This window comes from Novosphingobium clariflavum, assembly GCF_026420865.1.
Classification (GTDB): Bacteria; Pseudomonadota; Alphaproteobacteria; order Sphingomonadales; family Sphingomonadaceae; genus Novosphingobium; species Novosphingobium clariflavum.
On the sequence record NZ_JAPCWC010000002.1, the window covers coordinates 362,975 to 376,414 of the forward strand.

General features: G+C 67.7%; 11 protein-coding genes. 4 read left to right on the forward strand and 7 right to left on the reverse strand.

The window, feature by feature from the left end:
• Positions 1-14: 14 nt before the first annotated feature.
• Together OKA11_RS03995 and OKA11_RS04000 are read right to left on the reverse strand one after the other, a co-directional pair.
• A complete protein-coding gene (locus OKA11_RS03995) occupies positions 15-722 on the reverse strand; it encodes a UTRA domain-containing protein (RefSeq protein ID WP_267219008.1) in 708 nt (235 codons plus the stop codon).
• The gene (locus OKA11_RS04000) at positions 713-2,104 is read right to left on the reverse strand and encodes a formimidoylglutamate deiminase (RefSeq protein ID WP_267218917.1); all 1,392 of its coding nucleotides are present in this window, start codon (positions 2,102-2,104) and stop codon (positions 713-715) included. The genes OKA11_RS03995 and OKA11_RS04000 overlap by 10 nt, the downstream gene beginning before the upstream one ends.
• A gap of 97 nt (positions 2,105-2,201) precedes the next feature.
• Here OKA11_RS04000 and hutI point away from each other — a divergent pair, with 97 nt between their 5' ends.
• The 4 genes from hutI to hutU are packed head-to-tail and all read left to right on the forward strand — an operon-like array spanning position 2,202 to position 7,409.
• Positions 2,202-3,404, forward strand: a complete 1,203-nt coding sequence (hutI, locus tag OKA11_RS04005) for an imidazolonepropionase (RefSeq protein WP_267218919.1) — start codon at positions 2,202-2,204, stop codon at positions 3,402-3,404.
• On the forward strand, positions 3,401-4,930 hold the full coding sequence (gene hutH / locus OKA11_RS04010; RefSeq protein WP_267218920.1) for a histidine ammonia-lyase: 1,530 nt from the start codon (positions 3,401-3,403) through the stop codon (positions 4,928-4,930). The genes hutI and hutH overlap by 4 nt, the downstream gene beginning before the upstream one ends.
• A complete protein-coding gene (gene hutG / locus OKA11_RS04015; RefSeq protein WP_267218921.1) occupies positions 4,927-5,730 on the forward strand; it encodes an N-formylglutamate deformylase in 804 nt (267 codons plus the stop codon). The genes hutH and hutG overlap by 4 nt, the downstream gene beginning before the upstream one ends.
• Before the next feature lie 14 nt (positions 5,731-5,744).
• Positions 5,745-7,409, forward strand: coding sequence for a urocanate hydratase (gene hutU / locus OKA11_RS04020; RefSeq protein WP_267218922.1), 1,665 nt, complete (start codon positions 5,745-5,747; stop codon positions 7,407-7,409).
• Between the two features lie 218 nt (positions 7,410-7,627).
• Here hutU and OKA11_RS04025 read toward each other — a convergent pair whose 3' ends face one another.
• The 5 genes from OKA11_RS04025 to OKA11_RS04045 form a co-directional block, all read right to left on the reverse strand.
• A complete protein-coding gene (locus OKA11_RS04025; protein WP_267218923.1) occupies positions 7,628-8,710 on the reverse strand; it encodes an oxidoreductase in 1,083 nt (360 codons plus the stop codon).
• A gap of 1 nt (position 8,711) precedes the next feature.
• Positions 8,712-10,334 (reverse strand): NAD-dependent malic enzyme, encoded by a 1,623-nt coding sequence (locus tag OKA11_RS04030; protein WP_267218924.1) that lies wholly within the window; start codon positions 10,332-10,334, stop codon positions 8,712-8,714.
• 179 nt (positions 10,335-10,513) lie between these two features.
• Positions 10,514-11,848, reverse strand: coding sequence for a dicarboxylate/amino acid:cation symporter (locus OKA11_RS04035; protein WP_267218925.1), 1,335 nt, complete (start codon positions 11,846-11,848; stop codon positions 10,514-10,516).
• A gap of 295 nt (positions 11,849-12,143) precedes the next feature.
• Complete coding sequence (locus OKA11_RS04040; protein WP_267218926.1) at positions 12,144-12,527, reverse strand: OsmC family protein; 384 nt, start codon at positions 12,525-12,527, stop codon at positions 12,144-12,146.
• An 11-nt stretch (positions 12,528-12,538) separates the two neighbouring features.
• Positions 12,539-13,435: a pirin family protein gene (locus OKA11_RS04045; RefSeq protein WP_267218927.1), complete on the reverse strand. Its 897-nt coding sequence runs from the start codon at positions 13,433-13,435 to the stop codon at positions 12,539-12,541.
• Positions 13,436-13,440: the final 5 nt, after the last annotated feature.

The window sequence follows — 13,440 nt, forward strand, 5'->3', positions numbered from 1 at the left end:
GGTGCACAAAATGGTCACCGGGTGCCCGCCGAGGGTCCGAAGTGGGCATTCAGTTCATAGGCTCCGGCCAGAAACAACTGGCGCACATACGTGATCGGCTCGGAGCCGCGCCAGGTGCGCCGCTCGATGCTGAGGCACGGCGCCCCGCTGGCGACGGCCAGCGCCCTGGCTTCCGCGCCGGTGGCGGCAGCGGCGGTGATCCGGGCGTCGGCCTCGGTCCAGGGCACGTGTTCCAGCAGCCAGCCGCCGGGCGAGGAGAACGCGGCCTCGACGATCTCCGGCACTGCGGCCGCGTTCACGAAGCGATGCTCCCAGGCCATCGGCGCATCGTCGGCAAAGTGAATGCCCGAAAGTTCCAGCAGCGCAACGTCGCCCTCGACATCCCAGTTCACCACGGCATCGGCGGCGCGCACCAGCTTACGGCGCGAGAGTTCGAAACGATAGGCCTGCCCGCGCGCGGCGATTTCGGCGCCGAGATCGGGAATGTCCATGGCCATCGAATGCACGCGCGGCCGGGCGACGAACGTGCCCGCCTTGCGCCGCCGCTCGACCAGTCCGGCGGCGGCGAGCGCGGACAGCGCCTTGTTCACCGTCATCCGCGCGCAGCCATAGCGCTCCATCAGGTCCTGCTCGGTCGGCAGGCGTTCGCCGGGGGCGAGCGTGCCTGCAAGGATGCGGCTTTCGAAATCGTGGCGGATACGTTCGGAAAGGGTCATGCGCAGAGTCGGTCCAGGGTCTTCCGATAGCGTCGGACGATCCCGTCGCGTGCGTGGTGGCGGCCAGAGCTAACCACCTGCTTGCCGAAGCGCCAGACGCAATCGATGCCCGCACGGCCCGAGGCGAACACCAGCCCATCGAGCACGCGGTCCGGCCCCCGCGCGCAGAGCGAGGGATGGTCGAGGTCCAGCGAAACCGCATCGAAGGCATTGCCCTGCTTCAGTCCGCCCTCGACGCCCAGCGCCTGCCCGCCGCCGTTCAGCGCGGCGCGCCAGATCGCCTCCCCGCTCGAGGCGGTTGCCGCGTCAGCCAGCAGGTTGCGCCTGCGCGTGAACAGCCGCTGCCCGTATTCGAGCAGGCGCATTTCCTCGGTCGCATCGATCAGCACGTTGGAATCGCTGCCGATGCCATAGGAACCGCCGGCCGCCAGCCAGTCCGCCATCGGGAACAGGCCGTCGCCCAGATTGGCCTCGGTAACCGGGCAGAGCCCTGCCACGGCCCCGCTCAAGGCAAGCCGCGTGGTTTCCTCGTGCGTCATGTGGGTGGCGTGGACCATGCACCAGCGGCGATCCACTTGCGCATGATCGAGCAGCCATTCGACGGGGCGCTGGCCGCTCCAGGCGAGGCAGTCCTCCACTTCCTTCACCTGTTCGGCGATGTGGATATGGATCGGGCCCTGCCCCGCCATCGCCTGCAGATGCATGAGTTCGTCCGGGCAGACCGCGCGCAGGCTGTGCGGCGCAAGGCCGACCACCGCCTCGTCCAGCCCGGCAACCGCCGCGCGGGCGCCGTCCAGCAGCCGCGCGAAACCGTCCAAATCGTGAAGGAACCGGCGCTGCCCAGGGCTGGGCGCCAGCCCGCCGAAGCCGGAATGGGCATAGAACACCGGCAGCAGCGTCAGGGCGATGCCGGTTTCCGCCGCCGCCTCGGCTATCGCCGCGCACATGCGGGCGGGATCGGCATAGGCGTGCCCGCCGGCATCATGGTGCAGGTAGTGAAACTCGCCAAGCCGCGTGAAGCCGCTTTCCAGCATCTCCATCGCCGCCAGCGCCGCGATGGCGTTGAGGTCCTCGGGCGTCATCCGGTCAAGGAAACGGTACATGACCTCGCGCCAGGTCCAGAAGCTGTCGTCGCTATTCCCGCGCTGCTCGGCAAGCCCCGCCATGCCGCGCTGGAAGGCGTGGCTGTGGAGGTTGGGAATGCCCGGAACCAGACAGGCGTGGCGCAGGTCCCCCGCTTCCGGGCGCGCACCCGATTCGATCCGCGCGATCCGCCCATCCGCGACCGTCAAGCGCACGTCATGCGCCCAATGAGACTTGGACCCGGACTCGATGAATGCGCGCCCCGCATGGATCGTAAAGGACTGACGCGACTGGGCTTGAGACATCCGGCACTCCCTTGGACTTCTTTTTGTCTATACATTATCGCAGGCCGATGCAATAAGACCCGGCAGAGAGTGAACCGCCCGGAGAGACTGGCCCGCCATGCGCTGCGATACGATCTGGACCAACGCCCGCCTCGCCACGATGGCCCCGCACGCGGAGGGTATCGGCGTGACCGAGCACGGCATGATCGCGGCAACGGACGGCAAGATCCTCTACGCCGGGCCCGAGGCCGATGCGCCTGCACTGCAAGGCCGCGTGGTCACCGATTGCGAGGGCCGCTGGATCACTCCCGGCCTGGTCGATTGCCACACCCACCTGATCCATGCCGGCAACCGCGCGCGCGAATTCGAACTGCGGCTGGCGGGCGCCAGCTACGAGGAGATCGCCCGCGCCGGCGGCGGCATCGCCTCCACCATGGCCGCCACGCGCGCCGCCAGCGAGGACGACCTTGTCGCCAGCGCGCTGCCCCGCCTCGACGCGCTGATCGGCGAAGGCGCGACGACCGTCGAGGTGAAGTCCGGCTATGGCCTTGACCTTGCCAGCGAACTCAGGATGCTGCGCGCCGCGCGGCGGCTGGGCCGCGAGCGACCGGTTTCCATCGCCGCCACCTTCCTCGGCGCCCATGCGCTGCCGCCCGAATTCGCAGGCGATGCCGATGGCTACATCGAGCATATCTGCCAGGTCATGCTGCCCGAAGTCGTGCGCGAGGGCCTTGCCGACGCGGTGGACGCCTTCTGCGAAGGCATCGGCTTTTCCGCGCAGCAAACCGAGCGCCTGTTCACCGCTGCCCGCGCCCACGGGTTGCCGGTAAAGCTTCATGCCGAGCAGCTTTCGAACCTCCACGGCGCAGCGCTCGCCGCCCGGTTCGGCGCGCTTTCCGCCGATCATCTCGAACACCTAGATCTCGCCGGGATCGAGGCCATGGCCGCCTCCGGCACCGTGGCCACGCTGCTGCCCGGCGCCTATTACTTCACCCGCGAAACCGTGCTGCCGCCCATCGCCGCCCTACGCGCCGCCGGCGTGCCGATCGCGCTGGCGACCGACTGCAACCCCGGCACCTCGCCGCTTACCTCGCTGCTGCTGACGATGAACATGGGCGCGACGCTGTTCCGCCTCACCGTCGAGGAATGCCTGGCCGGCGTCACCCGCAATGCCGCGCGCGCGCTGGGCTTCACCGACCGCGGCACGCTGCAGGCCGGCCAGCGCTGCGACCTGGCGATCTGGGATGTCGAGCATCCGTCCGAACTTGTCTATCGCATGGGCGCCAACCCGCTCCATGCCCGCATCTGGAGTGGTCAATGAACGAAGTGCTGCTAACCCCCGGCACGGTGAGCCTCAGGGATTGGCGCGCGATCTATCGCGGCGCCGAGGTGAAGCTCGATTCCGCGTGCATGCCGGTGATCGCCGAAAGCGCCGCCGCCGTCGCCCGCATCCTTGCCAAGGGCCAGCCGGTCTACGGCATCAACACCGGCTTCGGAAAGCTGGCCAGCGTGCGCATCGGCGACGAGGATCTCGCCGCGCTGCAGCGCAACATCGTGCTCAGCCACGCCGCCGGCACCGGTGAGCCTTCGCCCGTTGCCGTCATCCGCCTGATGATGGCGCTGAAGCTCGCCAGCCTTGCCCAAGGCGCCTCGGGCGTGCGGGTGGAGACCGTGGAACTGCTCGAAGCGATGCTGGCCAGGGGCCTGACCCCGGTCGTTCCCAGCCAGGGTTCGGTCGGTGCCAGCGGCGACCTTGCCCCGCTTTCGCACATGGCCGCAACGATGATCGGCGTGGGCGAGATCTTTGTCGGCGATAAGCGTCTCCCCGCCGCGCAGGCTCTGGCTGAGGCCGGGCTCGCCCCGGTCGAACTCGGCGCCAAGGAAGGGCTTGCCCTGCTCAACGGCACGCAGTTCTCCACCGCCAACGCGCTGGCCGGACTGTTCGAGGCGGAGCGCCTGTTCCAGTCCGCGCTCGTCACCGGCGCGCTCTCGACCGAGGCGGCCAAGGGCTCCGACACGCCGTTCGACTGCCGCATCCACTTGCTGCGCCGCCATCCCGGCCAGATCGAGGTGGCCGCTTCGCTGCGCGCGCTGATGCAGGGTTCGGCGATCCGCGCCAGCCATCTGGAAAACGATGCCCGCGTGCAGGACCCCTATTGCCTGCGCTGCCAGCCGCAAGTCATGGGCGCCGCGCTCGACGTGCTGCGCCAGGCCGCGACGACGCTGGAAATCGAGGCCAACGGCGTGTCCGACAACCCGCTGATCTTTCCTGAGGCGGACGAAGCCCTGTCCGGCGGCAACTTCCACGCCGAGCCGGTCGCCTTCGCCGCCGACATGATCGCGCTGGCCGTCTGCGAGATCGGTTCGATCTCCGAACGCCGCGTGGCGATGCTGGTGGACCCCGCCCTGTCCGGCCTGCCCGCCTTCCTGACGCCGCGCCCCGGCCTCAATTCGGGCTTCATGATCCCGCAGGTCACCGCCGCCGCGCTGGTCTCCGAAAACAAGCAGAAGGCCTATCCGGCCTCGGTCGATTCGATCCCGACTTCGGCCAACCAGGAAGACCATGTCTCGATGGCCGCCCACGGCGCGCGCCGCCTGATCGGCATGGTCGCCAATGCCGATGCGGTGCTGGGCATCGAACTGCTCGCCGCCGTGCAGGGCATCGATTTCCACGCCCCGCTGGCATCCAGCAGAGCGCTCGAAAAGGCGCGCGAGACCCTGCGCGCCATCGTGCCGACGCTGGAGGAAGACCGCCACTTCCACCCCGACATGGAAGCGGCGAACGCGCTGATCCGATCCGGCGCGCTGGTGGACATCGGCGGCGACCTGCTGCCCGGCGTCGCATGACGAGCTTCACGCTCCACCGCGGGGAGGCGCCGCTGATCGTCGCCTTTCCGCATGTCGGCACCGACCTTGCCGATGTCGGCCCGCTGTTCCGCTCGGAATGGCTGGCGCGGCGCGATGCCGACTGGTGGGTGGACGAACTCTACGCCTTCGCCCGCGCGCTTGGCGCAACGACGATTGCTGCACGCGTTTCGCGCAGCGTGATCGACCTCAACCGCGATCCTTCGGGCGCCTCGCTCTATCCCGGGCAGGCGACCACCGAACTGTGCCCGACGACCACGTTCGACGGCGAGCCGCTGTACAAGGGTGATACGCCGGACGAGGCCGAGATCGCCCGCCGCCGCACGCTCTGGTTCGATCCCTACCACGGCGCGCTGCGCTCCGAGATCGCACGGCTGCACGCGCTCCACGGCAAAGTCGTGGTCTATGACGCGCACTCGATCCGCAGCAATGTGCCGCGTCTGTTCGACGGCGAATTGCCGCAGTTCAACATTGGCACCAACCTTGGCCAGACCTGCGACCCGGCGCTTTCCGCAGCCGTAGTGGTCGTCTGCAAGGCGAGCGGGTTCAGCCACGTTCTGGACGGCCGCTTCCGTGGCGGCTGGACCACCCGGCACTACGGAGAGCCTGCCAGCGGCGTCCATGCAATCCAGATGGAACTCGCCATTCGCGGCTACATGGACGAGCCCGAAGCGCCGGACGAAGCCAACTGGCCTCTCCCCTTCTCGGCCGCGCGCGCAGCCGCCCTCACCCCGATCCTGCAAGACGTGCTGAAGGCGGCCATCGCCTTCGCGCAATCCTGACCTGAGGAAACACCATGACCCGCCTCGACAACAGCCGCGTCATCAAGCCCGCGACCGGCGCCGAACTTTCCGCGAAATCGTGGCTCACCGAAGCCCCCTTGCGCATGCTGATGAACAACCTCCACCCCGACGTCGCCGAACGGCCTGAGGAACTGGTGGTCTACGGCGGCATCGGCCGCGCCGCGCGCGACTGGGAAAGCTACGACAGGATCGTCGAGACCCTGCGCCGCCTGAACGACGACGAGACGCTGCTCGTCCAGTCCGGCAAGCCGGTGGGCGTGTTCCGCACCCATGCCGATGCGCCGCGCGTGCTGATCGCCAATTCCAACCTCGTGCCGGAATGGGCGAACTGGGAGCACTTCAACGAACTCGATAAGCGCGGCCTTGCCATGTACGGCCAGATGACCGCCGGTTCGTGGATCTACATCGGCACCCAGGGCATCGTTCAGGGCACTTACGAGACCTTCGTCGAAATGGGCCGCCAGCACTACGATGGCGATCTTTCGGGCAAGTGGCTGCTGACCGCCGGCCTTGGCGGCATGGGCGGCGCGCAGCCGCTGGCCGCCGTGATGGCCGGCGCATCGTGCCTTGCCATCGAGTGCCAGCCCAGCCGCATCGAAATGCGCCTGCGCACCGGCTATCTCGATGTTGCCGCCAGCACCATCGAAGAGGCCATGGCGATCATCGAGAAGGCCAATGCCGACAGGAAGCCGGTCTCGGTCGGCCTGCTCGGCAATGCCGCCGAACTGCTCCCCGAAATCTACGCGCGCGGCATCCGTCCCGATCTCCTCACCGACCAGACTTCCGCCCACGATCCCGTCAACGGCTACCTGCCCGCCGGCTGGACCGTCGCCGAATGGATCGAGCGCCGCGAGCGTGAGCCGGAAGCCGTCGCCAGGGCCGCCAAGGCCTCCATGGCGGTCCACGTCCAGGCCATGCTGGACTTCCAGGCGGCGGGCGTGCCCACCACCGATTACGGCAACAACATCCGCCAGATGGCGAAGAACGAAGGCGTCGAGAACGCGTTCGATTTCCCCGGCTTCGTCCCCGCCTATATCCGCCCGATGTTCTGCCGCGGCGTCGGGCCGTTCCGCTGGGCCGCGCTCTCGGGCGATCCCGAGGACATCTACAAGACCGACGCCAAAGTGAAGGAACTGCTGCCCGACCACGCGCACCTGCACAACTGGCTCGACATGGCGCGCGAGAAGATCCAGTTCCAGGGCCTGCCCGCACGCATCTGCTGGGTCGGCCTGGGTGACCGCCACCGGCTGGGCCTCGCCTTCAACGAGATGGTCAGGAACGGCGAGTTGAAGGCCCCTGTGGTGATCGGCCGCGACCACCTCGACAGCGGCTCCGTCGCCTCACCCAACCGCGAGACCGAAGCCATGCGCGACGGTTCGGACGCGGTCTCCGACTGGCCGCTGCTCAATGCCCTGCTCAACACGGCCTCGGGCGCGACCTGGGTCTCGCTGCACCACGGCGGCGGCGTCGGCATGGGCTATTCGCAGCATTCGGGCATGGTGATCGTCGCCGACGGCACCGAAGCAGCAGCCAAGCGTCTGGAGCGCGTGTTGTGGAACGATCCGGCGACGGGCGTGATGCGCCACGCCGATGCGGGCTATGAGATCGCGCTCGATTGTGCGCGGGAGAAGGGGCTGGATCTGCCGGGAATTCTCTGAAGACTGAAGAGTAAAAGCAGGGGGCCATTGCCCCCTGCACCCCCGTTACCGTCTTCGTTGTGTGCCGATATCCGCTGCGCTTTCCTTGCCGCCGCAGGCCATCAAAAAAACTGCTCGCAATGAGCGCACAACAGATAGGCAAAGCGCAGCGAAGACGTTTCGCGGGTCCGGGGGATCATCCCCCGGAATCTCTGCTTTCTTGAATGCCCTTCGGGCGATTAGACTCGGCTTGCAGCCCAAGCCGACCGCTCTGCCTCAGTCAGTGGCAGTTCCACCGAGCGCCCTTCCGCAGCCGATTGCTGCGCCGCCTCGATCACCGCCATCACCGCCAGCGACTGGATCGGCGGCACCGGGTTCGCCGCCCTGCCCTGCGCCGCTTCGGCAACGAGGCGATAGAACTCGCGCTGGTCGCCGCGCTCTGCGGGAATGCTGCGCGGGGGGTTTTCGGCCGTGTGCAGCACGAGCGGATCGGAATCGTCACCCCAGCCCTCGGCGCCGGGGATGATGCCGGCGACAAGCTGGCTCTCCTGCACGTCCATGCCCTGCTTCACCGCGCTGCCGCCAGTGCCGTGAACGACGAAACGCGGCGAGCCGCCCGATACCAGCATCGAGGCGTGGAGGATCGCCCGCTTGCCGCCAAAGCTCAGCACGACATGGGCCCAGTCATCGGCCTGCGCGCCTTCGCGCTGGAGGGCGAGCGAGGCCGTCACCCGGTCCGGCAGGCCCATCAGCAACAGCGCGTGATCGGCAAGGTGCGGACCCAGATCGAACCACACGCCTGCCCCCGGCCCGGCGTTCTCCCGCCAGCGGTTGCGGACCTGCGGGCGGAAGCGGTCGAAACGGGTTTCGAGGTGGACGGGATCGCCCACCAGCCCTTCGCCTAAGGCCTTGCGGACAGTGGCGAAATCGCTGTCCCAACGGCGATTGTGAAACACCGTCAGATTGCGCCCGGTCTCCTGCGAAAGCGCGATCAGCGCGCGCGCTTCGGCAAGGTCCAGCGTGAAGGGCTTGTCGACGACGACATGCTTGCCCGCCCGCATCGCCGCTGCCGCCAGCGGGAAATGCGTGGGATTGGGCGCGGCGATGACGACCAGATCGATGGCCGGATCGCGCAGCAGCGCATCGGCCTGTGCGTGAACCGTCGCCTGCGGGTAGCGCTCGGAAATCGGCGCCGGGTTGCTCGACACGAAAGCATCGAGCGAAAGCCCCGGCACTGCCGAAATCAGCGGCGCGTGGAAGGTCGCCCCGGCATAGCCGTAACCGATCAGGCCAACCCGCACCACGTTCGCCGCCTCTGTCATGTCAGGCGTATTCCGCCTTCCACATGCTCGCCGCGATGCTCTCGCGCGTGAGCGCTTCGGGCTCGGCCGTGGCAAGGCCTTCCGCCACCGCCTGTTCGACGACGGCAACGGCGATTTCCAGCGCCACTTCGCGCAGCGCGGTGACCGGCGGCAGCAGGCCCTCGTCACCCTCATGCAGTTCGCCAAGGCGGCGCGCGGCGGCCATGAACATGCCGTCGCTGACCGTCGTGGCCCCGCTCGCCAGCGCGCCGAGGCCGATGCCGGGGAAGACGTAGACGTTGTTGACCTGCGTCACCCCGGCAATGCCGAAGGGGCTGCCGGTGCCGACGATGGCCTTGCCTGCGGTCCATTCCAGCACGTCGGCCGGGTGGGCTTCGGCGCGCGAGATCGGGTTGGAAAGCGGGAACACCACCGGGCGTTCGACATGCTCGGCCATGGTGCGGATCGCGCGCTCGTCGAAGGCCGCCTTCTGGCCCGAGGTGCCGATCAGCACGGTGGGCTTCACGTTGGCGATGGTGTCCTGCAGCGTGATCATGTTGCTGCCCGAGAGATTCCAGCCGGCAATATCGGCAGGATCGTGCGCCAGCTTCACCTGCTGCGGCGGCATGCGCGGAACGTCGGAGAGGATCAGGCCGTCGCGGTCGACCGCCCAGATCTTCGCGCGCGCATCGGCTTCGCTGAGGCCTTCGAGCTGCATGGCCTGCACCAGCATCTCGGCAACCCCGCTGCCCGCCGCGCCGGCGCCGAACAGCACCACGCGCTGCTCGGTGATCGGCACGCCGGTCTTGCGGATCGCCGAAAGCAGCGTGCCGACGGCGGTGGCAGCCGTGCCCTGGATGTCGTCGTTGAAGCTCAGCAGGCGGTCGCGGTAGCGCACCAGCAGGTCGTAGGCGTTCTTGCCCGCGAAATCCTCCCACTGCAGCATGACGCCGGGAAAGCGGTCATTCACGGCGGACACGAAAGCCTCGACGAAATCGTCGTAGTCCTTGCCGCGCACGCGGGGCGCCCGGTAGCCGATGTAGAGCGGATCTTCGCGCAGCGCATGGTTGTCGGTGCCGAGATCGAGCAGGATCGGCAGCACTTCGGCCGGGTGAATGCCCGCGCAGGCGGTGTAGAGCGCCAGCTTGCCGATCGGAATGCCCATGCCGCCCGCGCCCTGATCGCCAAGGCCGAGGATACGCTCGCCATCGCTGACGACGATCACCTTCACGCGGTCATAGGCCGGATCGGAGAGGATATCGGCAATGCGGTGGCGGTTGGAATAGCTGAGGAACAGGCCGCGCGGGCGGCGGTAGATCTCGCTGAAACGCTCGCAGCCCTCGCCCACGGTCGGCGTGTAGACCAGCGGCAGCATGCGCGGCAGGTCGCTCTGCACCAGCGCGTGGAACAGCACTTCATTGGAATCCTGAAGTTCGCGCAGGAAGGCGTAGCGCTGGAAGTCGCTTTCCTTGTCCTCCAGGGCGTTGCGGCGGCGCTCGATCTGGCTGTCCAGCGTGCCGACATGCGGCGGCAGCAGCCCGTGCAGGCCGAACTCGTCGCGCTCCTCCTCGGTGAAGGCCGTGCCCTTGTTGGTCAGCGGATCGGAGAGCAGCGCGCGGGCTGCGGCGTGGCGGGTGGGGGACATCGGCGACCTTTCCTCAAACTTCGAGATGCCCGGCCGCAAAGGGCGGCGCCGCCGAACGGCGGCGCCCCTGGAGACTGTTCCACCCGGGGGGATGGGCGACGGCACGGGCTCGCGGCTGAGCGATAGACCGGCGACGATGCCGTGTCACGCCGTGACGATTGCAATTAATGCACCGGTGGTTACCCGGCACCGACCACCGGCGGTGCCGCTTGCGCATGGCCGTCGCCGCGATTGGCGATAACCGCGCGGAAGCGCTCCATGTCGATCGAACGCTCCCAGCGCGAGACCACCACCGTCGCCACCGCATTGCCGATGAAGTTCGTCAGGCTGCGGCATTCCGACATGAAGCGGTCGACGCCGAGGATCAGCGCCATGCCCGCCACCGGCACCGAGGGCACGATGGAGAGCGTGGCCGCGAGCGTAATGAAGCCCGCCCCGGTCACCCCCGCCGCGCCCTTGGACGAGAGCATGGCAACACCCAGCAGCAGCAGTTCCTCGCCCAGCGAGAGGTGGACGTTGCAGGCCTGCGCGATGAACAGCGCCGCCAGCGTCATGTAGATATTGGTGCCGTCGAGGTTGAAGCTGTAGCCGGTCGGCACGACGAGCCCGACCACGGGGCGCGGGCAGCCCGCGCGCTCCAGCTTCTCCATCAGCAGCGGCAGCGCGCTTTCGGAAGACGAGGTGCCCAGCACCAGCAAGAGTTCGGTCTTCAGGTAGGCCACCAGCGCAAAGATCGAGAACCCGCACAATCGCGCTACCGTGCCCAGCACCACAAAGACGAACAGCGCCGAGGTGAGGTAGAAGGTCGCCACCAGCCCCGCGAGGTTGGCAAGGCTTTCGACGCCGTACTTGCCGATGGTGAAGGCCATGGCGCCAAACGCCCCGATCGGCGCGGCTTTCATGACGATCGACACCAGCTTGAAGAAGACCAGCGAGATCGTCTCCAGCAGCGAGAGCGCCGGGGCGCCGCGATCGCCCAGCATGGCGAGCGAGACACCGAACAGGATCGCGACGACGAGGACCTGCAGGATGTTCCCCTCGGTCATCGAGGACAGGAACGTCTCGGGGATCATCGCCATCAGGAAGCCGGTGAGCGAGGTCTCGTGCGCCTTTTCCGAATAGAGCGCGACCTTGGAGGCATCGAGCGTCGCGGGATCGATGTTGAGCCCGTGCCCGGGCCGCACCACGTTGGCGACGATCAGGCCGACCACCAGTGCCAGGCTGGAGAAGAACAGGAAATAGGCAAAGGCCTTGGCGGCCACGCGGCCCACCGATTTCAGGTCGCGCATTGCCGCGATGCCGGTGGTGATGGTGAGGAAGATGACCGGCGCGATCACCATCTTCACCAGCTTGATGAAGGCATCGCCCAGCGGCTTCAGCGCCTCGCCCGCGTCGGGGCGGAAATGGCCGATCAATACGCCCAGCGCGATGGCGACGAGGACCTGGAAATAGAGGTGGCTGTACCAGCGCTGCGGCCTGGCACTTTCACCCGGCTCGGATGAAGCGATATGCATGGGACCCGTCTTGTGCTCCTTGGCGCCGCGCATCCCCCCGGACAGGCGCGGCCATCGGCGGACCCTGTGCGATTTGCGGGCCGGTTCCAAGCGCTTTTTACGCAGGAATGGCCGCTTGCAGCGCGTGCTTTCCCACCCTCTCCGCTCATCCTGAGCCTGTCGAAGCCCGCTCAGGCTGAGCCTGCCGAAGCCCGCTCATCCTGAGCTTGTCGAAGGATGGAAACCCCGCGCCCGGCCTCCGGGGCCTTCGACAAGCTCAGGCTGAGCGGGATCGGGAACAGTCAGGTCACCACCATCACGCCAGACGCGTCTCGATCGGCAATCCGTTCTTCAAGGTCAGCGTCACCGGCGTGCGCTCGGCGATGTCGGCCAGGCGGGCCTTCTGATCATCGTCCAGCCCGGTGATGGTCAGCGTGCGGGCAATCTGCAGATCGCCCTTGCCGCCCTTGAGCGCGAGATCGACGGTGAGGTCGCCGAACTCCCAGCCCTTGCGCGCAGCGTACATCTTCAGCGTGATCGCGGTGCAGGCGCCGAGGCTGGCGAGCAGCAGGTCGTAAGGCGCCGGCCCTGCCCCCTGCCCGCCGAGCGCAGCAGGCTCGTCGGCAGTGATGGCATGGCCGTTCACGACGATTTCGGTGCGCCAGGGGGTCTGGCCGATGGTGGCGGTAGCTTGGGTCATGACCGGGCCTCTCAGGCAGGAAGCGGAATGAAGTCGGGCTCGCCCGGCACGGCGGGGAAACGCTGGGCCTTCCAGTCGTCCTTCGCCTGTTCGAGACGATCCTTCGACGAGGAGACGAAGTTCCAGAAGATGTGGCGCTGTTCGGGCAGCGGCTCGCCGCCGAGCAGCATCAGGCGAGTATGCCCCTTGGCGCGCAGCACCAGTTCGGCGCCGGGCTGGAAGACCACCAGTTCGCCCTCGCCGAACGTGCCGTTCTGGCCGACGACTTCCACCGCGCCGCTGACGACGTAGACCGCGCGTTCGACATGCTCGGCCTTGAGCTGATAGCGCGCGCCGTCCAGCATCACGATGTCGGCATAGATCATGTCCGAATAGGTCTTGAGCGGCGAAGTCATGCCGTCCGACGTACCGGCGATCAGCGTGAAGCGCGTGCCGGCGTCCTCGCTGACGGGCATCTCGTCCGCCTTGTGGTGCGCGAAGGAGGCGCCGATTTCCTCGTGCTCCCTGGGCAGCGCCACCCAGGTCTGCAGGCCGAACAGCTTGCCGCCCCTGGCGCGGTTCTCGGGAGAGGTGCGCTCGGAATGGACGATGCCGCTGCCGGCGGTCATCCAGTTGACCTCACCCGGCAGGATCGGCTGGACCGAACCCAGCGAATCGCGGTGCAGGATCTCGCCCTCGATCAGATAGGTCAGCGTGGAAAGACCGATATGCGGGTGGGGCCGCACGTCGAGCCCTTCGCCCGACTTGAACACCGCCTCGCCCATCTGGTCGAAGAAGATGAAGGGACCGACCATGCGGCGCTGCGCGACCGGCAGCGCGCGGCGGACCTTGAAGCCGTCGCCCAGATCGCGGACCGAGGGAAGGATGACGAGGTCTACGCCTTCGACATCGGAAGAATGCACGGACATGATCG

Bases quoted from the DNA above. Each gene is read 5' to 3' on its own strand.
- hutI (WP_267218919.1), top strand. From the start codon at position 2,202: ATGCGCTGCGATACGATCTGGACCAACGCCCGCCTCGCCACGATGGCC.
- hutG (WP_267218921.1), top strand. From the start codon at position 4,927: ATGACGAGCTTCACGCTCCACCGCGGGGAGGCGCCGCTGATCGTCGCC.
- OKA11_RS04000 (WP_267218917.1), bottom strand. From the start codon at position 2,104: ATGTCTCAAGCCCAGTCGCGTCAGTCCTTTACGATCCATGCGGGGCGC.
- OKA11_RS04025 (WP_267218923.1), bottom strand. From the start codon at position 8,710: ATGACAGAGGCGGCGAACGTGGTGCGGGTTGGCCTGATCGGTTACGGC.
- OKA11_RS04030 (WP_267218924.1), bottom strand. From the start codon at position 10,334: ATGTCCCCCACCCGCCACGCCGCAGCCCGCGCGCTGCTCTCCGATCCG.
- hutH (WP_267218920.1), top strand. From the start codon at position 3,401: ATGAACGAAGTGCTGCTAACCCCCGGCACGGTGAGCCTCAGGGATTGG.
- OKA11_RS04035 (WP_267218925.1), bottom strand. From the start codon at position 11,848: ATGCATATCGCTTCATCCGAGCCGGGTGAAAGTGCCAGGCCGCAGCGC.
- hutU (WP_267218922.1), top strand. From the start codon at position 5,745: ATGACCCGCCTCGACAACAGCCGCGTCATCAAGCCCGCGACCGGCGCC.
- OKA11_RS04045 (WP_267218927.1), bottom strand. From the start codon at position 13,435: ATGTCCGTGCATTCTTCCGATGTCGAAGGCGTAGACCTCGTCATCCTT.
- OKA11_RS04040 (WP_267218926.1), bottom strand. From the start codon at position 12,527: ATGACCCAAGCTACCGCCACCATCGGCCAGACCCCCTGGCGCACCGAA.